The organism is Methylobacterium sp. E-065 (genome assembly GCF_022829605.1).
Classification (GTDB): domain Bacteria; phylum Pseudomonadota; class Alphaproteobacteria; order Rhizobiales; family Beijerinckiaceae; genus Methylobacterium.
Genome location: NZ_JAKSYD010000114.1, coordinates 291,139 through 312,651 on the forward strand (window position 1 = coordinate 291,139; position 21,513 = coordinate 312,651).

Below are 21,513 nucleotides of genomic sequence, written 5' to 3' on the forward strand. Positions count from 1 at the left end.
GTCCTCCTGGTGAGCGCATCAGATCCACGGCCGTGTGCCGCTCCCGCGTCCAACGCGATCGGGGGGCCTGGGGCCGGCGACCCGGTTCTGGAGAAGCGCGATGACACTCGAAACCGCGACGGCCCTGTCCTCCTCGGAGCAGAAATCCGCACGCACGGGGTTGATCGAGGCGGCCGCCGAGATCGTCGGGCAGCAGGGCGGGCCCGGTGGCTTCGTGCGCGACCTGTTCGGCCGCGTGACGCCGGAGGATCTGGCGCCCTATCCGGCCGATGCGCTGGCTGACCTCGCCGCCACGGCCCGGGCGTTTCTGGCCGGTCCCCGTCGGTCGGGCGACCCGGCCCGGATACGCCTGAGCGACGTCGAGCTCGTGCGGGACGGGAGACGGCGCGAGGCGACCATCCTCGAAGTCGTCAACGACAACCGCCCGTTCCTGCTCGATTCGACTCTGGCCGAACTCGCTGAGTACGGCCTGTCGCCCGATCTCGTCGCGCACCCGATCCTGGGGGTCGAGCGCGATGCCGGGGGCGCCCTCATCCGCGTGGTCGGCGAGACCACCGCGGATGCCCATGGCAGCCTCGCGCGCGAGAGCTTCATCCACATCCATCTCGACCGGATCGAGGCCGAGGCCGGCGCACGGCTTCAGGAGTCCCTGGCGGCGGTCTACCGCGACGTGGCGCTGGCGAGCGACGACCACGACGCCATGCTGGCCCGCCTCACCGACCTCGCCGGGCAGCTCGGCCGTTCGCCCTCACCGATGCCCGAGCACGAGACCGAGGAGGCGCGCGCCTTCCTGGCATGGCTGATCGACGGCCAGTTCCTGCTGCTCGGGATGCAGCAGCACGGGATCGACGGCGAGGCCCATCCCCTCGTGCCAGGGTCGAGCCTTGGCGTGTTGCGCGATCCCGGCGCCACCCCGCTGCGCCGGGGCCGGACTCCGGTCGACTACACCCCGGAGATCCTGGCTTTCCTGGAAGAGCCGCAGCCGCTCATTATCACCAAGGCGAGCGTGAAGTCCCGCGTCCACCGCTCGGCCTATCTCGACTATGTCGGGGTCAAGCTGTTCTCGGGTGCGGGCAAGCTCTCCGGCGAGGTGCGGATCGTCGGCCTGTTCACCGCCACCGCCTACACAAGCCCCGCCCGAGAGGTGCCGGTCCTGCGCCGGAAGGTCGAAGCCGTCGTGGCGCGGGCCGGGCTCGACCCGACCAGCCATGCCGGCCGTAGCCTGCTGGCGGTGCTGGAGAGCTATCCGCGCGACGAGCTGTTCCAGATCGATATCGAGCGGCTCTATCGCTTCACCCTGGCCATCGCCAACCTCGCCGACCGGCCGCGAATCCGCTTGTTGTCGCGGCCGGATCGCTTCGGCCGCTTCGTGTCGCTCCTCGTCTACGTCCCGAAAGACCGTTACGATTCCACGGTGCGCGCGCGGATCGGCGCCTACCTCGCCGAGGCCTATGGCGGACGGCTCAGCGCCGCTTACCCGGATTTCCCCGAAGGACCCCTCGCCCGCACCCACTACATCGTCGGCCTGCCCGATCAGGGTGCGCCCGAAATCGACCCGGCGAGCCTCGAAGCCGGCATCGGCACACTGGTCCGGACCTGGGGCGACGCCCTGCGGGCCGCCCTCGCAGACCGCCAGGGCGGCGACCGCGCGCGCCTGCTCGCCGCGCGGTACGCGGAGGCGTTCTCGGCAGCCTATCGGGACAATTTCCAGCCGGATGTCGCCGTCGACGATATCGCGATCCTGGAGAGCCTGGGCGAGGCCCAGCCGCGGGCGGTGCATCTGGGCCGGCGCGGCTCGGACGCGGACGCACAGGTGCGCCTGAAAGTTTTTTCGCGCGGCACCGCGATCGCGCTGTCCGACCGGGTGCCGGTGCTGGAGAATCTCGGCTTCCGCGTCATCAACGAGCGCACCTACCGGGTCGTGCCGGCAGGCGCCGGCGAAGCGGATCGGGTCTGGCTGCACGACATGCTGCTCGAACGCGCCAGCGGTGCGCCGGTCGCGCTGGCCGATCTCGAACAGCCCCTCGAAGCAGCGCTGCTCGCCATCGCGGACGGGGCGGCCGAATCCGACGGCTACAACCGCCTCATCCTGGAAGCCGGCCTGGACTGGCGGGAGGCGGCGCTGCTGCGCGCATTCGGGCGCTACCTGCGCCAGCTGCGCATCCGTTACGGCCAGGATTACCTAGCCGGCACACTGAGCCGGCATCCCGGCATCGCCCGGGCGATCGTGAACCTGTTGCGTGTCCGGTTCGACCCCGCCACCGATGGCGACCGGACGGCCCGGACCGCGGAGGTCCGCGCCGGCATCGAGGATGCGCTTGCCGACGTCACCAGCCTCGACGACGACCGGATCCTGCGCCGCTTCGTCAACCTCGTCGAGGCGGCGTTGCGGACCAACTTCTTCCAAACCGGCGCGGAGGGTAAGCCGCGGGAGACGATCAGCTTCAAGTTCGCCTGCGCGAAGGTAGCGGCGATGCCGCTGCCCCGGCCGTTGTTCGAGATCTTCGTCTATTCCCCCCGGGTCGAGGGCGTGCACCTGCGCTTCGGCTATGTGGCGCGCGGCGGCCTGCGCTGGTCCGACCGGCCGGAGGATTTCCGCACCGAGATTCTGGGCCTCGTGAAGGCCCAGCAGGTGAAGAACGCCGTGATCGTGCCGGTCGGCGCCAAGGGCGGCTTCTTTCCGAAGCGCCTGCCGCCGCCCACGGACCGCGCCGCCTGGATGCAGGAGGGCACCGAGAGCTACCGGATCTTCATCCGCACGCTGCTGGAACTCACCGACAACATCGTCGACAACGCGATCGTGCCCCCGCCCGACACGGTCCGGCACGACCCGGACGACGCCTATCTCGTTGTCGCCGCCGACAAGGGCACCGCGACCTTTTCGGACATCGCCAACGCCCTCTCGCTGGAGAAGGGCCACTGGCTGGGCGACGCCTTCGCGTCCGGCGGCAGCCAGGGCTACGACCACAAGGGCATGGGCATCACGGCCCGGGGCGCCTGGGAGGCGGTGCGCCGCCATTTCCGCGAGATCGATGTGGACGTGCAGGCCGACCCGATCACCGTGGTTGGCGTCGGCGACATGTCGGGTGACGTGTTCGGCAACGGCATGCTGCTGTCGCGGAGCCTCCGGCTGATCGCGGCGTTCGACCATCGGGACATCTTCCTCGATCCGAACCCCGACGCTGCGGCGAGCTTTGCTGAAAGGCAGCGGCTGTTCGACCTCGGCCGCTCCTCGTGGGCGGATTACGACCGAGGTCTGATCTCACAGGGCGGCGGCGTGTTTCCGCGCAGCCTGAAGACCATTCCGCTTTCCGGAGAGGTCCGGGCCGCCCTGGGCTTCGACCGCCCCGAGGCGACGCCCGCCGAGCTGATGCAGGCGATCCTGAAGGCGCCAGCCGACCTGCTGTGGTTCGGCGGTATCGGCACCTATGTCCGCGCCACCACCGAGACCGACGAGGATGCCGGCGACCGGGCCAACGACGCCGTGCGCATCACCGGGCCGGAGTTGCGCGCCAAGGTCGTCGGCGAGGGTGCCAATCTCGGCCTGACCCAGCGCGGGCGCATCGAGGCGGGCCGGGCAGGCGTCCGGCTCAACACCGACGCGATCGACAATTCCGCCGGCGTGAACACCTCGGATGTCGAGGTGAACATCAAGATCGCCCTGATGACGCCCGAGCGCGACGGGCGGTTGAGCTACGAGGCCCGCAACACCCTGCTGGCCACGATGACCGAGGAGGTCGGCCACCTCGTCCTGCGCAACAACGCGTTGCAGACTCTGGCGCTCTCGCTGGCCCAGCGCGGCGGCCTCGGCGAGACGGGCTTCGCCATGCGGACCATGCAGGCGCTGGAGGCGGAGAGGCGCCTCGATCGGGCGGTGGAATATCTGCCCGACGACGCGGCGCTGACCGAGCGCCTGCGCCGGAACGAAGGACTGACCCGGCCGGAATACGCGGTGCTGCTCGCCTACGCCAAGCTGTCGCTGCACGACGCGATTCTCGACAGCGCCGTGCCGAACGACCCGTATTTCGAGCGGGAATTGCAGCGCTACTTCCCGAAAGCCCTGCGCGAGCAGTTTCCGGACGCCGTGAAGGGGCACCGGCTGCGTCGCGAGATCATCTCCACGGCGCTCGCCAACATCATCGTCAACCGAGGCGGCCCATCCCTGGTGACCCGCCTCGTCGACGGTACCGGCGCCGACGCCGCCACCATCGCCAAGGCCTATGCGGTGACGCGGGATGCGTTCGGCCTGATGGAGTTGAACCTCGCCATCGATGGTGTGGCGGGCCGGATCTCCGGCCAGGGCCAGCTTGGTCTCTACGCCGAGGTGCAGGAGCTGCTGATGAACCGGATCGTCTGGTTCATCCGCAACCTCGATCTCACCGGCGGCCTCGCCCCGGTGGTCGCGCGCTACCGAGACGGCATCGCGGCGGTCGAGGCGGCGCTACCGAAGGCCCTCGACGAGACCGCGCGGGCGGCGATCGATGCGCGCGCCACGGAACTCGGCGGCCTTGGCATGGCGCCGGCCCAGGCGCGGCGGCTCGCCTCCCTCACGGCGCTGATCTCGGCTCCGGACATCGTGCGGGTGGCCGAGACGAGCGGCCGGCCGGTCGAGGAGGTGGCGGCGACGCATTTTGCCCTGGAACATGCCTTCCGCCTCGACGACCTCGCCGCGGCGGCGCGCACCGTCCCGGTAGCCGACACGTTCGACCGGGTCGCCCTGGAGCGCGCCGTGGCCGGCATCGCCGCCGCCCATCGCAAGCTGACCGCCGAAGTCGTGGCCGACCTGGGCGCAGGACCCAACGCGGTCGAGGCCTGGGCGAAGGCCCGCGGCGCGTCGCTCGCGCGGATCCGCGACGCAGTGGACGCGATCCGGACCTCCGGCCTGACGGTCTCCAAGGCGACGGTGGCGGCGAGTCTTCTCGGCGATCTCGTCCGGGCGGATTAAGCGGCGCAGAGCCCGAATGGACGGGAGATTGAAAGTAGGGTCGCCCGTTTGTGAGATGCGCGGGGAGAGGAGACCGTTCGCCGTGCGCGGGCCGCTCCCCCGCGGGCTCAAGCCCCCTTCGCGGAGGATGAAAGGATCCGCCGGCCGGAGCGGCTGACGGCCGACACCGTGAGGCCGAGGCCGACCAGCGAGACCGCGGCCGCGATCAGCGGCAGCTCGCCGTAACCGATCCCGAACGTCAACGCCGTTCCGCCGATCCAGGCGCCGGTGGCGTTGCCCAGGTTGAACGCCCCCTGATTCAACGTCGAAGCGAGATTGGGCGCGTCACTGGCGGCCTCGACCACCCAGATTTGTAACGGCGAGACCAGGGCGAAGACCAGCCCGGACCACAGAACCAGCACCGCGATGGTCGCGATCGCATGATGCGCGACGACCGTCAGTACCAGCAGCACCGTCACGATGCCCAGGAAGCTGCCGATGATCGTCGCCATCTGACCCCGGTCGGCGAAATGGCCGCCCGCGAGGTTGCCGATGGTCAGGCCGATCCCGGCGGCGAATAGCACGAGGGTCACCCCGTGGGGCGTGAATCCGCTGACATTGGTCAGGAACGGCGTGATGTAGGTGAACACCGTGAAGAAGCTGACCGACGACAGGGTCGAGATCAGCATCGGCCGGAGCACCGGCCAGCGGCCGAGGGCCCGGAACTCGCTGACTAGGCGCGCACGCGTGCCGGGCAGCCCAGCGGGCACGCAGAGCTGGATCGCGAGGGCCGCCGCGAGCCCGATCCCGACCACCGCCCAGAATGTCGAACGCCATCCTGCTTCCTGCCCGAGGGCGGTGCCGAGGGGAACGCCGAGGACGTTGGCGAGCGTGAGCCCGGTGAACATCAGCGCGACCGCCTGCGTGCGCTTTTCGCGCGGCACGAGATCCCGTGCCACCACGGCGCCGATGCCGAAGAACGCTCCGTGCGCGAACGCCGTGAGAATCCGCGCCGCCATGAGCAGACCGTAAGTCGGCGCCACCGCGCAGCCGAGGTTTCCGGCCAGGAACACACCGATCAGGGCGAGCAGCGCGGTTTTGCGCGGGAGGCGCGCCGTCGCGATCGCCACGACTGGGGCGCCCACGACCACCCCCATCGCATAACCGGACACGAGGTAGCCCGCCTGCGGAATGGTGACGCCGAAGCTCTGCGCCACCTCCGGCAGCAGGCCCATGATCACGAATTCCGTGGTGCCGATCCCGAAGGACGCGACGGCGAGGGCGAGGATCGGCAACGGCGGCACGGCAACTCTCTCCGGCGCAGGGTGAACGCGATTGTGCGAAGCAACATGCGCAGGATGGCAGCATCGCGCCGCCTGCCTAGCCGCGATGACGCGGCGCACGGTTGCGCGCGGCGCAACCGGACGAGGCCATAGAAGCGCGCCGGCGGAGGCCGCGTGCTTACCGGTACGGGGCTCCGGGAGCGCGAAGCGCCTGAGCGGCTCTCACACGCGCACCGGCCCGTCGAACGCAATCAAGCCGGAGTCTTCTTGCGGCCCCGCGCCTTTGCTGTGGGCGTAGCCGGCGCTTCCTTCGCGGCCACTTGCACCAGCTCCTTCACCGCCGCTCCACTCGCACCGTTGTACTTGCGGCGCTGCTGACCCAGCCCGAGTGCCCGCGCCAATTCGGACCGCTGCTCGGAATAGCTGGCCGCCGTCATCGGATAGTCCCGCGGCAATCCCCACTTCGCCCGGTAGGCCTCGGGCGACAATCCGCGAAGCGTGAGATGCCGGCGGAGCGTCTTGTAGGGCTTCCCATCTTCGAAGCTGACGATGTGATCTCGGGTAATCGATTTGCGGATCTGCGCCGGAGTCAGCTTCTCGACCGGTCCATTCGAGCTCTGTCCCGTGGTGACAAGATGGCTCAGGGCCGTGTGGACGACGTCGATCAGCCCGGGAAGTTCGGTGGAGGGCACCGAATTGTTCGACACATAAGCCGCAACGATATCGACCGCGAGCTCGACGCGCCCCGAATGTTCGCTTTCTACATTCCCAATCATGATCGACCCCTGTTCTGCCGAATATCCAGATCGGACAAACCGAACTAGACACGATCGAAGTCTGTAGGATCCTAGCGGATTGCGATGCAAATCTCAATCGGACGGTTGTTACGCGTGTCACAGTCCACGGCGGCGCTCGAATGCTGGCCAGGCTCGCCGTTGACGGCACATTAACCACGCTCCGCTAGCCTGAATTAACCATGTCGATGGCCCATTCGGCTGCCATCTGGACGATGAATTTCGGCGCTTAACGGCCGAGATATTTGTGGAGACCGGGATCAAGTGCGGACGGCGCGGCCTGATCGACGGGAACGGCACGAGAAACGGCTCGCTTATGCGGCCCTGACGCTGGCGCTCGCCGCGTCGCCGACGGCGGCCCAACGCTTCGATGCAGCGAGCCCCGTGACCGGGCAGCCCGACAATCCAGGGGTTGGTCTCGAAGCGGGACCGAACGGGCTGCCAGCCTTACAACGACGCTTGCCGAACGGTCTGTCGCAGGACAATGGCCGCGGCTCGCCGACCGGAGACGCACTGGGCGGTGATCAGACCGGCGGCGACAGCCTGCGCTCGCCCCTCTCGCCCCCAGTTCCGGCGCAGGGGCAGACCCAGCCGGGCGCATCGCAGCTCGATACCCGCGTCACAAGTGGTGGCCGGCGTACCGGGGGCTCCTCGACGGCACCGAGCAACCTGGCACCCTCGGCCCTGCTCCGATCGCGGGCCGCACCGCCGCGCCGGCTCGGTTCCGCGACCCGGAGGATCACCCAGGACATCACCCAGGTGCCGAGCCCGGCGATCAAGCTCACACCGATCATCCAGCAGCCGGTGGTCGGCATGCCGCTGCCGCAGGCGCAGACCCAGCTTCGACCGATCCTCCCGCTGCTTGCCAACACGTCCGCCCTGGGCCTGCTGACGCCGGGCTTCATCCTGGGAACCGACCTCGCGCGGCCGATCCCCACGGATCCCGCCTACGCACCAATCGGCTACCAAGTCGGCACCTTCACGGTTCTGCCGAGCTTCGCCCAGAGCCTCGGCTACGATTCGAATCCTGACCAGACCTCGCGGCAATTCGCGCGGGGATCGGTGGCGCTGCGCACCGACGCTGCTGTCGACTTCCAGAGCAACTGGGCCTCCAGCTCGCTGCAGGGCTCCCTGCGCGGCGCCTATCTCGAAACGCCGCAGAACGAAGCCGCCAGCCGGCCAGCCGCGGACGGCGTCGTGCGCTGGCGCCTCGACGCGAATCGCGATCTGCACATTGACGCAGAGGGGCGCTTCCTGGTCGACACCCAACGGACCGGAAACCCCAACCTGCAGCTGGGCACCGCCAATCTTCAGGCCGCTTCGGCCACCACGCGGCCGCTGCTCGCGGTCTACGGCGCGTCCCTCGGCGCCACCGAGACGTTCAACCGTCTGTCCTTCACCCTACGCGGCTCGATCGACCGCTCGGAGTTCGACAATGCCCGCCTCTCGGACGGGACGATCATCAATCAGGCCGATCGCAATCTCAACCAGTACAGTTTGCAGTTACGCACGGCTTACGAGGTCAATCCGGATTTCAGCCCGTTCATCGATATCTTGGGCGATACGCGCGTCTACGATCTGCAGCGGGACCAGAATGGGATCCGGCGCGACTCGAATGGCATCTCGTTCCTGGTCGGCGCCAGCTTCGGACTGTTGCGCTCGCTGACCGGCGAGATCTCGGCGGGCATCCAGCATCGCGAATACGTGGATCCGACCCTGCGCGCCATCGATGCACCGCTGGTCAACGCCGCTCTGGTCTGGTCGATGAGCCCGCTGACCACGGTTCGCCTCACCGCCGCCACCGGCATTACCGAGACGACGATTCCGGGCTCGAGCGGCATCCTCACGGATGTCGCGACGCTCGAAGTCCAGCACGACCTGTTCCGCAATCTGTCGATCGTGGTCGGCGGCTCGTTCCTGAAGAACACCTACCAGGGCAGCACGATCCGCGAGAATGGCGTCTCGGCAACCGCGCGGCTCGATTACCACCTCACCCGCTGGCTCACCCTGCGCGGCACTTACATCTACCAGCAGATCAACAGCACGGCGGCAGGTGCGAGTTTCAGCGACAACACCTTCCTGCTCGGCTTGCGGGTGAACCCCTAGGGGCGTTCAGAACCGCTCCGTCCAGGGGCGCAGTTCCAGCTCCGTCGTCCAGGCACTCCGATCCTGACGCAGCAGATCCCGATAGGCCCGCGCGATGGCATCGGGATCGAGATGGCTGTCCGGCGCGTCCGCCGGCTCGCCGCCGCGGGCTGGATTGCGGATGGCGCCGTCGATGACGATGTGCGCCACATGGATGCCCTGCGGTTGCAACTCGCGGGCGAGGCTCTGACCGAGGCCGCGCAGGGCGAACTTCCCCATGGCGAACGGCGCCGAACCGGCGAAGCCCTTCACGCTCGCCGAGGCGCCGGTCAGGAGGATCGCCCCGTGGCGATGGGGCAGCATGCGCCGGGTCGCGGCCTGAACCACGAGGAACCCCCCATACGCGCTGACCATCAGCGCCTCGGCGACCGCGGCCGGATCGAGATCGGCCACCGGGCCGCGCAACCGACCACTCGCGTTGTAGACCACCACGTCGGGCGCCCCCCCGAGGACGGCCTCCATCTGCGCGAACAGTGCTTTGACCTGCTCCGGCCGGCTCGCGTCGCAGGCATGGATTGCGGCGTCTGTTTCCGCGGCCAGACCGGCGAGCTTTCCGACGTTGCGCGCGGCGAGGCCGATCCGCAGCCCATCCGCCGCGAGGAGCCGAGCCAGGGACGCGCTGAGGCCGGAGCCGGCGCCGACGATCAGGGCGCGGGAATAGGCTGGAACCATGGCGGTGTCCTCCGGCTCGGGCTGCGGCCTTGGGCGGTTATCTCGCCGATCATACCCGCTTCGACGCGAAGAAGTCCCGCAGGAGCATCCCCGCCTCACGCTCGCGGAAACCGCTATAGACCTCCGGCGCGTGGTGGCAGGTCGGCTGGTTGAAAACGCGCGGGCCGTGCTCGACGCCGCCGCCCTTGGGGTCCGACGCCCCGTAGTAAAGACGCCGGATCCGCGCGAACGAGATCGCGCCGGCACACATCGGGCACGGTTCGAGGGTCACGTAGAGGTCGCAGCCGGTCAGCCGCTCATCGCCGATCGCCGCACAGGCCGCCCGGATCGCCAGGATCTCCGCGTGTGCGGTCGGATCCTGGAGGGCCCTGGGACGATTGTGGGCGACGGCGAGCACGGTCCCGTCCCGGACCACGACGGCGCCCACCGGCACCTCCCCGTCCTCCGCAGCCTGCCGGGCCGCCGCGAAAGCCTGATCGAACGCCGTCGCGATGCCCCCGGGGACCGTCGTGTCAACCGTCATGACACCGCCCCGCCGCGCCACGAACGGATGCGCCGGATGTCTTGATCCAGAGCAATGTTAAGCCTTGGAACATTCGCCCGACCCTGGCCGTTCTTAGCGTCTCGTGCGGCGCCGCCGCCGGCCTTTGTAAAGGACACTCCCATGAGCAGCACCACGGACAAGATCAAGGGCGCCGCCAACGAGGCTCTCGGCAAGGCCAAGCAGGGCATCGGCGACGTCACCGGCAGCGACAAGCTGAAGGCTGAGGGTGCGGCTCAGGAGCTGAAGGGCAAGACCCAGAGCACTGTCGGCGACGCCAAGGACACCGTGAAGTCGGCCACCGACAAGCTCTGATCGTCACGCGCTGACCGGAACGGGACCCGCCACAGGCGGGTTCCCACTCCAGATCGGCACGAACACCGCGAGGATGCCATGATCGGTTGGGCTGTCACGTTTCTCGTCGTCGCGCTCATCGCGGCTCTGCTCGGTTTCGGCGGAATCGCCGGCACGGCCATGGAGGCCGCGAAGATCGTCTTCTTCGTCGCGATCGCCCTGTTTCTGATCTCGGCCGTATTCGGCGTGATGCGCGGTCGTTCACCCCGACTTTGATCCGCGTTCGTCCCGCGGCGGACGGCGCTTTTGCGTCTGGCAACCACTGACGTACGAAAAGGGCGTTCCTCAAGGGACGCCCTTTCGCGTTGTCATCCGGCCAAGCGGTTTGAAAGACTGTCTCGCCTGCCGGTGCCGGCTCTGGTAAGGCCCGGGCATGAACGACTTGCCGAACGACGACACAGCCGGGGGTTCCGACCGCCCGGACCCCGAGCGCACACGAGCCGAGGCTTGGAGCCCGACAACCGACGCCAATCGCGACGGCGATCCGGCCGGCGTGGTCCCCAAGCCAGGTCAGGCGGAACCACGCGCTGATCAGCCTGCCCCTGCGCTGGCCGCCGAAGAGCCACCTGCCGACAAGCCACCCGCCATCGAGGCCGCCGAGCAGACGCCTCCCGGGGAGCGCATCGCGAAGGCCATGGCGCGCGCCGGGATCGCGTCCCGGCGCGAGGCCGAGACGATCATCCTGGCGGGTCGGGTGAGCGTCAACGGCGAGACGCTGACCTCGCCGGCGCGGAACGTCACCGACGACGACACGATCTTGATCGACGGCGAGCCCATGCCGTTGCGGGAACGCAGCCGCCTGTGGATCTTCCACAAGCCGCGCGGCGTCGTGACCACGGCGCGCGATCCCGAAGGACGGCAGACGGTCTTCGATATCCTGCCCGAGGAGCTGCCCCGGGTCGTCTCGATTGGGCGCCTGGACATCAACACCGAGGGGTTGCTGCTTCTCACCAACGATGGCGGCCTCGCCAAGGTCATCGCCCATCCCGAGACTGGCTGGCTCCGTCGCTACCGCGTCCGCGCCCATGGCGACATCGATCAGGCGCAGCTCGATCGGCTCTCGAAGGGCGTTACCATCGACGAGATGGAATACGGCCCCGTCGAGGCCACGCTGGATCGGGTCCAGGGCGACAACGTGTGGCTGACGCTGGGTTTGCGCGAAGGCAAGAATCGCGAGGTCAAGCGCATCCTCGAGTATCTCGGGCTGTCGGTGAACCGATTGATCCGCCTGTCGTTCGGGCCGTTCCAGCTGGGCGACCTCGAGGTCGGCCTGGTTGAAGAGATCCGGACCCGTGTGCTGAAGGACCAGCTGGGCAAGTCGTTGGCCGAACAGGCGGGCGTGGATTTCGACAGTCCGGTGCGGGACCCGATCTCACCGTTCGGCGAGTCGAAGGCCGCAGATCGCGGAGCGAAATCGGCACAGGGGCATGGAGGCGGCGGAGACGCCCCCCGGCGCAATGCAGCCCGTCCTGCGCCCGCACCGCGCGTCGCGACGGGTGGGTCCGGATCGGCGCCACGCAAGGCCGCGTGGCGGGACGAGGATGAGTCGAAGCCGCGGGGCACGCGTATCCCCCGCCGCGGCGCCGATCCGCGCGCCGCACAGGCCGCTTCGGCCGAGCGCGGGCGCGAGCGCGTGGGCTCGATCAGGACCGGCGACCGCCGGGTCGTGGTGGAGCGCCTCGCGGCCAGCCCGGTCGAGGTTGAACAGCCGCCCAAGGCACGCCGCCGCTATGCCGATGACGGTCCGCCCGGTGCGCAGCGCGGGGCGGGCGCGCGCGCCCCCGGCCGGAGTGGCGGCTTCGGGCAGGAGCGCGGGTCCGCCGCACCGCGCGGCGAACGGAACGGAGCATCGCGCGGCGCTGATGCACAGGGCGAACGGCCGCGCCGGCCGCCCGCGCGCGGTGCCGAGTCGGGTTGGGGTGAGGGACGGTCGGATGCGCGTCCGCCAAACAGGGCGGGCGGGCGGCAGGACCGGCCCTTCGACAGGGATTCGGCTCAGGGTGCGCCGCGCGGGAAAGCCGGCTTCGGGAGCCAGGACCGCAGGCCGGGCGGCGGCAAGCCTGCCTTCGGTGATGGAAAGCCTGCCTTCGGCGGTGGCAAGCCTGCCTTCGGCGGTGGCAAGCCGGCCTTCGGCGGCGCGAAAGCCGGTGGTGCGCGGCCCGGCGGCAAAGCCGGCGGCTTCCCGGGCAAGGGCTTCGGTGGTGGTGGGGGTGGCGGCGCCGGGGGCGGTGGCCGTCCTGGCGGGCGGCCTGGTGGTCGCCCCGGCGGCGCACCGGGCGGCGGCAAGCCCGGCGGTGGCCGCCCACCCCGCGGCACGCGATGAGGATCGTCGGCGGCGCTTGGCGCGGCCGACGCCTCGCAGCTCCGAGCACCGATGCTATCCGGCCGACCTCGGATCGCCTGCGGGAGGCGCTCTTCAATGTGCTGACACACGCCTACGACGAGGCTGTCACGGGCGCCCGGGTGCTCGATCTGTTCGCCGGCACCGGCGCGCTCGCCTTCGAGGCGCTGTCGCGCGGCGCGGCCTACGCGCTCCTCGTCGATGACGGGACCGAGGCGCGCGGCGTGATCCGATCGAACATCGAGGCCCTCGGCGCCGAGGGCGTGACGCGTCTCTTCCGACGCGACGCGACCAAGCTCGGCCCCGCCGGCACAGCGGGACTGTTCTCGCTGGTCTTCTGCGACCCGCCCTATGGCCGCGATCTCGCGCCCCGGGCCCTGGTGAGCGCGGCCACCGGCAGCTGGCTGGCACCGGGCGCCCTCGTGGTGGTGGAGGAAGCCGAGATGGTGCGGCTCGCCTGGCCGGACGGTTTCAGAGAGCACGAGCGGCGCGTCTACGGCGACACAGCGATCGCGCTCGCGCGTTACGAACCCTGACGCCTTAGACTCTAAGCTCGGGGCCGAAGTGAATCGCCAGCCACACGGTCGGCGAATCCGTCCAATCAACCCGATGGCGACGGTGGGGCGCGATCAGTACCGCATCGCCAGCAGCAAGACGCCGAGATTCAGCCTCGTCGGCAAACCGCAGGTCGGCCGAACCGGCCAGCACGACAACCCATTCGGCGTGGGGCTGATCGTAGTGAAAGCCCGGCGGGCTCGCCTGCCCGGTCGATACGATGCGCTCCACCCGCAATCCCGGGACCGTCAGCAGCACGGACACGTCTTCGTCCGTCCCGCATGAGGGCAGATCGGCGAGCAGATGGATGATGTCTGCCGGCAGCACGCGAGATTGCCTCCGTTGCGGTTCCTGCCTTGGGCGTTGCCCGTTGCAGCCGCGCCGTCAACAGATGGCGACCGGTTTCAGGCGCCCGGCAGCGCGTCGCGAACCGCCACCTGCTCCGCCGCTGCAGCCGTGCGGCCCTGTCCGATACGCGCCGCCGACTTTACGAGGCTGAGCACATCGCGGCGCATCTGATCGTCGGCGATCTGATTGTAGGCGCGTAGAAGCTCGACGGCGCCGCTGATACGCAGCAGCGAGGGTCCATTCTCGGTCGTGCTCTCGGGCTCAGGATCGAAGAAGCTCGAAACCGGGACACCGAGCCGTTCGGCGATCGCCTGCAGACGGCCCGCCCCGACGCGGTTCTTGCCGGTCTCGTACTTCTGGACCTGCTGAAAGCTCACCCCAAGGGCGCTGGCCAGCGCCGATTGGCTCAGTCCGTTCGCCGCACGCAGGAACGCGATGCGGCTGCCGACACCATGATCGATCGCCGTGGTCTGCTTCGGCTTGGGGCTGGGCTTGGCCATCGTGGGTGTCCGAACGTCGTCTCTAGTTGGCGGGTGTGCGCAACTGCAACCCGAGCCGCCGACTACAACTCAATGCTGCGTGATCGCACGGCACAGATTCTAGCCTGCGCGCAATAGATGCCACAGCCACGCCCGGTGCGCAACGAAAGGTCACGCTCGCGACATTTAAGATACCGAAAATGGTCTCCCGACCTGAGCGTCGACCGCGCGCGATCCAGCAGACATAGGCCGGCCGACTTATTTCATACCAATGAAACTACCCGGAACCTGCGTACGGAATATTTGCGCGGATGCGCAATACGGACGCTCTTCATCAATGCGCGTAGAAAATCGACTGTCGAATCGCCTGCCTCAGCGGTATCCGCGGCAACCGGGCTGCGCACGGGCGTTACGCCCGCGCCGGTGGCCCGAGCCAGCGAATTACAATCGAGAGTTGTTGATCGTCCAGGAGCGCGGGGGCATGGCCGCAATCGGGTATCTCGACGCGCTCCGTCGGCGGCCCGCGCCGGGTCATCTCGTCGGCCGTGGAGGCGAGCAGCAGTTCCGAGTGCTCGCCGCGCAGCAACAGGACCGGGCACCGGATCGCGTCCCAGTCGCGCCACATGCTGACGCTGTAGACACGCCCGGGCCGGAAGGCGTCGCCGATCCCGGGGTCGTAATGAGGCCGCCAGCCGCCGTTCGGTGCCGGGAAGAAGCTGTGCTTGGCGATGTGCCGCCACTGCTCGTCGGTCAGCGGCCCGAACGCCGCGAGCACGGTGCGCAACCGCGACTCCCCCGAGGCGAGGTTGTGGTGCAGGCGCGGTGCATCGCGCAGGCGTGAGCCAATATGGCGGATCGGCGCCCAGGGCAGGAACGGGCCGATGTCGTTGATTACCATCCGGCGGATCGGCGTGTTGGTCGCGGCGGCCAGCACCATGCCGGTGAGCCCGCCCAGCGACGTGCCGACCCAATCGATCTTACCGGGAATCCGCAGGTGCGCGATGAGCGACGCCATGTCGGCGGCGTATTGCGGTAGGCCGTAGAGTTCCGGGTCCTTGAGCCATCCGCTTAGGCCGCGCCCCGGAAGGTCCGGGCAGATCACGCGGTAGCCCATCTTGGCCAGGAGATAGCCCAGCGGATCGAAATCCCGGCCCTGGCGGCTCAGGCCGTGCACGCAGATGACCACATGCGGAGAGTCCGGATCGCCCCACTCGACGTAGGCGATGCGGTGGAAGTCGTGCGGCGCGTAGGCGAGGAAGTCGCCGGTCCGGAACGGCACGTCGGCGCGGCTGAGATCGTCGAGCCGCGGCATCGGGGCCGTCAGGGCGGCCATGTCGACGGTCACGTCGACGGTCACGGCGTTTCGGTACGCACGGCCGCCTCGCGGGCGAGCCGGCTCGTGGTCTGATGGAGGTCGACCATCTGGTCGGTGAGCCGGCGCGCCTGTTCCTGCAGGAAGGTGACGTTGAGGGAAGCGACCTCCCGGGCATCGGCAGCCTGTGCGATGCGCTCCGCGAAATCCAGGTTGGCGCGGATGTTCGTGTCGGAGGCGACCAAGACTCGGTGCCCGATCTCGCGCATCGCCGCCAGCGTGTGGGCGGCGTTGTCCTCGAACGCATTGTAGAGCCGCGCCCCGGCGGCCTCCCATTGCTCGCGCATCCTGCGGGCTCCGGCCACGTTGCTCTCGCTCAGCTGGTGGGCGGTCTCCCGGCTGGAGCCCATCACGGAGCGCCAGCCCTGAAAGGTTTCGGACATCGAGGTCTCGAAGGCGTTGAGCGCCATCTCGCCGGCTTCGGCAAAGCGCTCATAGGCCTCGCGCGCCCGCGCCACGCTGCTCTCGGCCATGGCCCGTCCCGCCTGAACGGGCACCATCGGCAGGTTGTCGTTCCCCACGGTCACCGTCCCTCCGCCGGCCCGGATGGGCCGAGTCCAGAATATGGGCATCCGCCACGGCCGACGCGCCGTCAACCACGCGTCGTGACAGAAGCCGGCTGCGGCACCGGCCGAGTGCAGATCGGCGATTGACAGCAGGAGCCGGCGCGAAATCATCCCATCGCGGAGCGAACGCCACGCCCGCCGCCCGGTCAGAAGGCAAAATCATGACGGAGATTGATCCGCACCCTGCGCCATCCGGCGAATCCGGCCGCCATCCGTTCGAGAGCGATCTCGATCGGAATCCTGCCAATTACGTGCCGTTGACGCCGGTGAGCCTTCTGGCGCGCGCCGCATCGGCCGCCGGGGCCCGGATCGCGGTGATCGATGGCGACCGGTACCTAAGCTACAGCGATCTCTATACGCGCTGCCGCCGCCTCGCCTCCGGTCTCGCGGCCCATGGCGTCGCGCGCCTCGACACCGTGGCGATCCTGGCCCCGAACATCCCTGAAATGATCGAGGCCCATTTCGCCGTGCCGATGCTCGGCGCCGTCCTCAATCCGCTGAACACGCGCCTCGATCCCGCGTCCATCGCGTTCTCCCTGGCGCATGGCGGCGCCCGCGCGCTGATCGTCGAAGCCGAATCTGCAGCGCTCGCCACGCAGGCCCTCGCGGAACTGTGGCGGCCCCTGCTGGTGGTGACGATCGGCAAGGCCGATATCGCCGACGCCCTCCCCTACGAAGCTGTCCTCGACGCGGGCAATCCCGATTACGCCTGGGCGGGCCCCGCCGACGAGTGGCAGTCGCTCTGCCTGCTCTACACCTCCGGCACGACCGGTGATCCGAAGGGCGCGGTCTACAGCCATCGTGGCGCCTACCTTCAAGCGCTCGGCAACGCCGTCACCTTCGGGCTCACCGCCGAGAGCGTGTATCTCTGGACGCTGCCGATGTTCCATTGCAGCGGCTGGTCTTACCCGTGGGCGAGCGTGGCCGCCTGCGCGACCCAGATCTGCCTGCGCAAGGTCGAACCGGCGGCGATCTTCCGGCTGATCGCGGCGCATGGCGTGACGCATCTCTGCGGCGCGCCGATCGTGCTCTCCATGATCGCGCACGCGCCGGCCTCGGAGCGCGTCGCCTTTCCGCAACGTGTGCGGTGCGCAGTCGGCGGGGCGGCCCCGTCCTCGACGATCATCCGCACCATGGAGGAACTGGGCTTCCAGGTGCTGCACCTGTACGGCGCGACCGAGAGTTACGGCCCCGCCACGGTCTGCCTTGCGCAGCCCGACTGGACGGACCTGGCCGACGCCGAACGCTACACCCGCATGGCGCGGCAGGGTGTGCCACTCGCAACCCTCGAAGCCGCCGCGGTGGTGGATCCTGCGACAGACCGGCCGGTGCCACAGGACGGCACCACCGTCGGCGAGATCCGGCTCCGCGGAAACACCGTGATGAAGGGCTATCTCGGCAATCCCGGCGCCACCGCGCAGGCGCTGGCCGGGGGCTGGTACCAGACCGGCGACCTCGCGGTCTGGCATCCGGACGGGTCGGTCGAGATCAAGGACCGGGCGAAGGACATCATCATCTCGGGCGGCGAGAACATCTCCAGCCTGGAGGTTGAGGAGGTGCTGATGCGCCATCCCGCGGTGATGCTGGCCGCCGTGGTGGCGCGGCCCGATTCGACCTGGGGTGAGAGCCCGTGCGCGTTCCTAGAGGTCAAGCCGGGGGCGGAGCCGCCTTCGGATCAGGAACTGATCGCCTTCTGCCGTGAGCGGATGGCGCGCTTCAAGGTGCCGAAGACCGTGCTGTACGGGCCGCTGCCGAAGACCTCGACGGGGAAGATCCAGAAGTTCGTGCTGCGGGACCGCGCGCGAGGGCTGTCGGAGTCCTCGTAATAGTCGTGCCTCCGGAAGGCTCAGCCGCCCGACGCGCCGGGCTTCCAGACCTGCGCAGAGACCGCCGCGGCCGCCTCCAGGGCCGCGTGCAGGTCCGGATCGGCGTCGCGCGCACCGGCTCGGATCGCCTTGATCAGAGTCTCGACCGGCTCGGCAGCTAGGACATCCGCACCGGTCGCCGACAGGCGATCGGCCTCGGTGATCTCGCGGGACGCGATGCCGATCGCGTTCGCCACCATCAAGGCGACGTAGCGAGCGCGGCCGGTGAGGCCAGGCACGACCTCCTCGGTCAGGGCCCGACGCGCGGCGTCGAGGAGATACGCGCCGGAGGGATCGTCCCGCATGCTCATTGCCACGCCGCCGGAGCCGTCGCCCGCAGGATCGCCCGTTCCAGGTCGGGCACCATCCGGCCGGTGAGGGCCAGTTCGAGGGAGAACTCGCGGCCAGAGACGTGGCGTGCGCCCTGCTCCAGGGCGATCACCGCCCAGCGCAGATGCGCCAGCACCTCCCAATAGGCCACACGTGCGGGGTTGATCGCCCGTCCGCCTGCCTCCGCGTAGCCCCGGTAGAACGCCGCGCGGGAGCCGATGCCGCCGGCTTCCAGTTCGGGCCGGCCGAAGCGCCAGCAGGTGGCGCAGAACCAGCCGAGATCCTGCGCCGGGTCGCCCCAGCCGGCGAATTCCCAATCCAGCACGGCCGTGAGACCCTCGGCGTCGACCATGTAGTTGCCGGTGCGGAAATCCCGATGCACGAGGGTCAACGCCGGGCATGCGGGAGCGCGAAGCTCGCCCCAGCGCAGACCCCACTCGATCGCCGGGCGGCGGGCACCGATCCCGTCGAGGCTGGCGCGCAGCCGCGCGATCTCGGCCCGCGCCGGGTCTGGGTCCGGCGCGCCCAGGAAGGCCAGCGATGCGGGCAGCGCCCCGGGATCAACGGCGGCATGGATCCGCGCGAGTTCGCGGCCTAGGGATTCGGTCAGACGCTCACGGTCGCCGCCCAGCGTCAGGTCCTTTGCGATGCGCGGCCCGAGCCCGACGCCCTCGACGAGCCCCATCAGCGCGAACGGCGCACCGATCACCGCGGGGTCGTCGCAGAAGCCGACCGGCTCGGGCACGCGCACGCCGGCGGCCCAGACCGTCTCCAGAATGCGGAACTCCTCGGCGCGGGATCGGCTCGACGCGATCGTGGCGGCGGCATCCATGCGCAGCACGAAGGCCCGCTTCTCCCCGGAAAGACGACAGCAGACGAGACGATTCTCCTGGATCGAGCCGCCGCCGAGGGGCCGTGTCTCCTCGATGACGAGATCCGGGCAGCCGAGATGCCCGGCGATCCAGGCGCGCAGTCGGTCGTGATCCATCCGCTACAGGCCCGAGACAAGATGGCCACCATCGACCGCGAGGACGCTGCCGGTCATGTAGGCGCCGGCCCCGGAGGCCAGCAGCAGGAGCGGCCCGTCGAGCTCGGCCGGCGCGCCGAGCCGGCGCTGCGGCACACGCTTGATCAAGGCCTTACCGGGCTCGGATTCGAAGAACGCATCGTTGAGTTCGGTCTTGATGTAGCCGGGCGCCAGAGCGTTGACCCGGATCCCGTGGCGCGCCCATTCGAGGGCTAGGCTTTTGGTGAGCTGGACGACACCGGCTTTCGAGGCGGCATAGGGTGCGAGCCCGCCGGTCACGCGTAACCCCAAGATCGACGCGATATTGACGATGCTGCCGCCATCGCCGTGCCGGACCATGCGCTTTCCCGTGGCCTGAGCGACAAGCCAAACGCCCTTCAGGTTGGTGTCGAGCACCGCGTCCCACTCCGCCTCGTCGAGGTCGAGGGCGGGCTTGGTCGCGGTGACGCCGGCATTGTTGATCAGGACCCAGATCGGCCCGAACCGATCCTCGGCCTCGTCCAGCGCCCGCTCGACGCTACCAAGATCGGTCACGTCCATGACGACGGCATGGGCCTGGCCGCCCGCCCGCGTCACGGCGGCGACCGTGTCCGCCAGGGCGTCGGCCCGGCGCGCGCACAGCGTCAGCCGCGCGCCCGCACGCGCCAGCGTCCCGGCGAAGTGGCGGCCGAGCCCGCTGGAGGCCCCGGTCACCAGCACGTGCTGACCGGTCAGGTCGAACAGATCCGTCATGTCAGTGCAGCCGCTCGAACGCCACCGCGATCCCCTGCCCGCCACCGATGCACATGGTCGCCAGCCCGTAGCGTCCGCCGGTGCGTGTCAGCTCGTAAAGGGTCTTCACGGCGTTGATCGCACCGGAAGCGCCGATCGGGTGACCGAGTGCGATGGCGCCGCCATTCGGGTTCACCCGGGCGGGGTCGAGGTCGAGGGCCCGTGAGACCGCACAGGCCTGGGCCGCGAACGCCTCGTTCGACTCGATCACGTCGAAATCCGCAGGCCGCAGGCCCGTCCGGTCGAGCAGCCGGCGCACCGCGGGGACCGGCCCCATGCCCATCTCGGACGGGTCGACGCCCGCATGGGCGTAGCCGACGATCCGGGCCAGGGGCTTGGCGCCCGAGCGCTCGGCCTCCGCCGCACTCGACAGGACGAGGGCGGCGGCGCCGTCGTTCAGGCCTGAAGCGTTGCCGGCGGTGACGCTGCCGGTCTTGGAGAAGGCCGGGCGCAACTTGGCGAGATCCTCGACGCTGGTCGCCTTGGGATGCTCGTCCGTGTCGAACGCCATCGTCTCGCGCTTGCGCTGGACCGCGACGGGCAGGATCTGATCGCGGAACCGACCTTCCTGGATCGCCCGGGCGGCCCGGGCCTGGCTCTCGGCCGCGAACGCATCCTGCTGGCCACGGGAGATGCCGTAGCGTTCCGCGATGTTCTCCGCGGTCACGCCCATATGGCCGGCGCCGAAGGGGTCGGTCAGCACGCCGATCATGTAATCGACCAGGGTGGCATCGCCCATCCGCTGGCCGGTGCGGCCGCTCGTCAGAATATGCGGCGAACGGCTCATGTTCTCGGCGCCACCGGCGACCGCGATCTCGGCATCGCCGAGCAGGATCGATTGCGCCGCCGAGACGATCGCCTGAAGGCCGCTGCCGCAGAGCCGGTTGACGGTGAGCGCCGGCACCTCCTGCGGGACACCGCCTTCGATGGCGGCGACGCGGGCGATGTAGGCGTCCCGCGGCTCGGTCGGGATCACGTGGCCGAACACCACGTGGCCGACCCGCTCCGGCGCCGTGCCGGACCGCCTAAGCGCCTCCGCCACGCACAGCGCCCCGAGCGCGGAGGGCGGCGTGCCCGCGAGCGCGCCGCCGAAGGTGCCGATCGCGGTCCGCACCGCGCCTGTGATCACGACATCGGTCATCGTCA

19 protein-coding genes are annotated in these 21,513 nt (G+C 69.4%); 7 read left to right on the forward strand and 12 right to left on the reverse strand.

The genetic code is table 11. The annotated features are described in order from the left end of the window. Window positions 1-100 precede the first annotated feature (100 nt). Window positions 101-4,945 carry an NAD-glutamate dehydrogenase gene (locus MKK84_RS15615; RefSeq protein ID WP_243921158.1) on the forward strand — a complete coding sequence of 1,615 codons (4,845 nt, stop codon included), beginning with the start codon at window positions 101-103 and terminating at the stop codon, window positions 4,943-4,945. 107 nt (window positions 4,946-5,052) lie between these two features. Here the strand turns inward: MKK84_RS15615 and MKK84_RS15620 are convergent, their stop codons facing one another. Together MKK84_RS15620 and MKK84_RS15625 are read right to left on the reverse strand one after the other, a co-directional pair. Next, window positions 5,053-6,228, reverse strand: coding sequence for an MFS transporter (locus MKK84_RS15620; protein WP_243921160.1), 1,176 nt, complete (start codon window positions 6,226-6,228; stop codon window positions 5,053-5,055). 230 nt (window positions 6,229-6,458) lie between these two features. After that, window positions 6,459-6,983 carry a MucR family transcriptional regulator gene (locus MKK84_RS15625; RefSeq protein ID WP_243921162.1) on the reverse strand — a complete coding sequence of 175 codons (525 nt, stop codon included), beginning with the start codon at window positions 6,981-6,983 and terminating at the stop codon, window positions 6,459-6,461. Between the two features lie 282 nt (window positions 6,984-7,265). Between MKK84_RS15625 and MKK84_RS15630 the strand changes: the two genes are divergently transcribed. Further along, complete coding sequence (locus MKK84_RS15630) at window positions 7,266-9,107, forward strand: outer membrane beta-barrel protein (protein WP_243921164.1); 1,842 nt, start codon at window positions 7,266-7,268, stop codon at window positions 9,105-9,107. Window positions 9,108-9,113: 6 nt separating this feature from the next. Here the strand turns inward: MKK84_RS15630 and MKK84_RS15635 are convergent, their stop codons facing one another. Both MKK84_RS15635 and MKK84_RS15640 read right to left on the reverse strand, forming a co-directional pair. Beyond that, entirely contained in the window at window positions 9,114-9,818 is a 705-nt protein-coding gene (locus MKK84_RS15635; protein WP_243921166.1) for an SDR family NAD(P)-dependent oxidoreductase, read from the reverse strand. A 49-nt stretch (window positions 9,819-9,867) separates the two neighbouring features. After that, window positions 9,868-10,341: a nucleoside deaminase gene (locus MKK84_RS15640; RefSeq protein WP_243921167.1), complete on the reverse strand. Its 474-nt coding sequence runs from the start codon at window positions 10,339-10,341 to the stop codon at window positions 9,868-9,870. Window positions 10,342-10,482: 141 nt separating this feature from the next. On the opposite strand from MKK84_RS15640, the gene MKK84_RS15645 reads away from it, so the two are divergent. The 4 genes from MKK84_RS15645 (at window position 10,483) to rsmD (ending at window position 13,590) form a co-directional block, all read left to right on the forward strand. Then, window positions 10,483-10,674 carry a CsbD family protein gene (locus MKK84_RS15645; protein ID WP_243921169.1) on the forward strand — a complete coding sequence of 64 codons (192 nt, stop codon included), beginning with the start codon at window positions 10,483-10,485 and terminating at the stop codon, window positions 10,672-10,674. A 78-nt stretch (window positions 10,675-10,752) separates the two neighbouring features. Continuing rightward, on the forward strand, window positions 10,753-10,929 hold the full coding sequence (locus MKK84_RS15650) for a DUF1328 domain-containing protein (protein ID WP_010683547.1): 177 nt from the start codon (window positions 10,753-10,755) through the stop codon (window positions 10,927-10,929). 157 nt (window positions 10,930-11,086) lie between these two features. Continuing rightward, on the forward strand, window positions 11,087-13,036 hold the full coding sequence (locus MKK84_RS15655; RefSeq protein ID WP_243921171.1) for a pseudouridine synthase: 1,950 nt from the start codon (window positions 11,087-11,089) through the stop codon (window positions 13,034-13,036). Then, entirely contained in the window at window positions 13,033-13,590 is a 558-nt protein-coding gene (gene rsmD, locus MKK84_RS15660) for a 16S rRNA (guanine(966)-N(2))-methyltransferase RsmD (protein WP_243921173.1), read from the forward strand. The genes MKK84_RS15655 and rsmD overlap by 4 nt, the downstream gene beginning before the upstream one ends. A gap of 4 nt (window positions 13,591-13,594) precedes the next feature. Here rsmD and MKK84_RS15665 read toward each other — a convergent pair whose 3' ends face one another. The 4 genes from MKK84_RS15665 to MKK84_RS15680 form a co-directional block, all read right to left on the reverse strand. After that, window positions 13,595-13,933, reverse strand: coding sequence for a cupin domain-containing protein (locus MKK84_RS15665; RefSeq protein ID WP_279599556.1), 339 nt, complete (start codon window positions 13,931-13,933; stop codon window positions 13,595-13,597). A gap of 80 nt (window positions 13,934-14,013) precedes the next feature. Then, window positions 14,014-14,457, reverse strand: a complete 444-nt coding sequence (locus tag MKK84_RS15670; protein ID WP_243921175.1) for a helix-turn-helix domain-containing protein — start codon at window positions 14,455-14,457, stop codon at window positions 14,014-14,016. Between the two features lie 388 nt (window positions 14,458-14,845). Beyond that, window positions 14,846-15,793 carry an alpha/beta fold hydrolase gene (locus MKK84_RS15675; RefSeq protein WP_243921177.1) on the reverse strand — a complete coding sequence of 316 codons (948 nt, stop codon included), beginning with the start codon at window positions 15,791-15,793 and terminating at the stop codon, window positions 14,846-14,848. Beyond that, a complete protein-coding gene (locus MKK84_RS15680) occupies window positions 15,790-16,335 on the reverse strand; it encodes a phasin family protein (RefSeq protein WP_243921179.1) in 546 nt (181 codons plus the stop codon). The genes MKK84_RS15675 and MKK84_RS15680 overlap by 4 nt, the downstream gene beginning before the upstream one ends. A 200-nt stretch (window positions 16,336-16,535) precedes the next feature. Here MKK84_RS15680 and MKK84_RS15685 point away from each other — a divergent pair, with 200 nt between their 5' ends. After that, a complete protein-coding gene (locus MKK84_RS15685) occupies window positions 16,536-18,200 on the forward strand; it encodes an AMP-binding protein (protein WP_243921181.1) in 1,665 nt (554 codons plus the stop codon). Window positions 18,201-18,220: 20 nt separating this feature from the next. On the opposite strand, the gene MKK84_RS15690 is transcribed toward MKK84_RS15685, so the two are convergent. The 4 genes from MKK84_RS15690 to MKK84_RS15705 are packed head-to-tail and all read right to left on the reverse strand — an operon-like array spanning window position 18,221 to window position 21,508. Beyond that, entirely contained in the window at window positions 18,221-18,544 is a 324-nt protein-coding gene (locus tag MKK84_RS15690; RefSeq protein ID WP_243921183.1) for a DUF6285 domain-containing protein, read from the reverse strand. Between the two features lie 2 nt (window positions 18,545-18,546). Then, window positions 18,547-19,557: a phosphotransferase family protein gene (locus MKK84_RS15695; protein WP_243921184.1), complete on the reverse strand. Its 1,011-nt coding sequence runs from the start codon at window positions 19,555-19,557 to the stop codon at window positions 18,547-18,549. Window positions 19,558-19,560: 3 nt separating this feature from the next. Continuing rightward, a complete protein-coding gene (locus MKK84_RS15700) occupies window positions 19,561-20,328 on the reverse strand; it encodes an SDR family NAD(P)-dependent oxidoreductase (RefSeq protein ID WP_243921186.1) in 768 nt (255 codons plus the stop codon). A 1-nt stretch (window position 20,329) separates the two neighbouring features. After that, the gene (locus MKK84_RS15705; protein ID WP_243921188.1) at window positions 20,330-21,508 is read right to left on the reverse strand and encodes an acetyl-CoA C-acyltransferase family protein; all 1,179 of its coding nucleotides are present in this window, start codon (window positions 21,506-21,508) and stop codon (window positions 20,330-20,332) included. Window positions 21,509-21,513 lie beyond the last annotated feature (5 nt).

What these genes read in the sequence shown, in the direction of transcription:
- MKK84_RS15635 (WP_243921166.1), bottom strand. Translation starts at nt 9,818, where the DNA reads ATGGTTCCAGCCTATTCCCGCGCCCTGATCGTCGGCGCCGGCTCCGGC.
- MKK84_RS15700 (WP_243921186.1), bottom strand. Translation starts at nt 20,328, where the DNA reads ATGACGGATCTGTTCGACCTGACCGGTCAGCACGTGCTGGTGACCGGG.
- MKK84_RS15705 (WP_243921188.1), bottom strand. Translation starts at nt 21,508, where the DNA reads ATGACCGATGTCGTGATCACAGGCGCGGTGCGGACCGCGATCGGCACC.
- MKK84_RS15640 (WP_243921167.1), bottom strand. Translation starts at nt 10,341, where the DNA reads ATGACGGTTGACACGACGGTCCCCGGGGGCATCGCGACGGCGTTCGAT.
- MKK84_RS15650 (WP_010683547.1), top strand. Translation starts at nt 10,753, where the DNA reads ATGATCGGTTGGGCTGTCACGTTTCTCGTCGTCGCGCTCATCGCGGCT.
- MKK84_RS15670 (WP_243921175.1), bottom strand. Translation starts at nt 14,457, where the DNA reads ATGGCCAAGCCCAGCCCCAAGCCGAAGCAGACCACGGCGATCGATCAT.
- MKK84_RS15685 (WP_243921181.1), top strand. Translation starts at nt 16,536, where the DNA reads ATGACGGAGATTGATCCGCACCCTGCGCCATCCGGCGAATCCGGCCGC.
- rsmD (WP_243921173.1), top strand. Translation starts at nt 13,033, where the DNA reads ATGAGGATCGTCGGCGGCGCTTGGCGCGGCCGACGCCTCGCAGCTCCG.
- MKK84_RS15625 (WP_243921162.1), bottom strand. Translation starts at nt 6,983, where the DNA reads ATGATTGGGAATGTAGAAAGCGAACATTCGGGGCGCGTCGAGCTCGCG.
- MKK84_RS15615 (WP_243921158.1), top strand. Translation starts at nt 101, where the DNA reads ATGACACTCGAAACCGCGACGGCCCTGTCCTCCTCGGAGCAGAAATCC.
- MKK84_RS15695 (WP_243921184.1), bottom strand. Translation starts at nt 19,557, where the DNA reads ATGGATCACGACCGACTGCGCGCCTGGATCGCCGGGCATCTCGGCTGC.
- MKK84_RS15655 (WP_243921171.1), top strand. Translation starts at nt 11,087, where the DNA reads ATGAACGACTTGCCGAACGACGACACAGCCGGGGGTTCCGACCGCCCG.
- MKK84_RS15690 (WP_243921183.1), bottom strand. Translation starts at nt 18,544, where the DNA reads ATGCGGGACGATCCCTCCGGCGCGTATCTCCTCGACGCCGCGCGTCGG.
- MKK84_RS15645 (WP_243921169.1), top strand. Translation starts at nt 10,483, where the DNA reads ATGAGCAGCACCACGGACAAGATCAAGGGCGCCGCCAACGAGGCTCTC.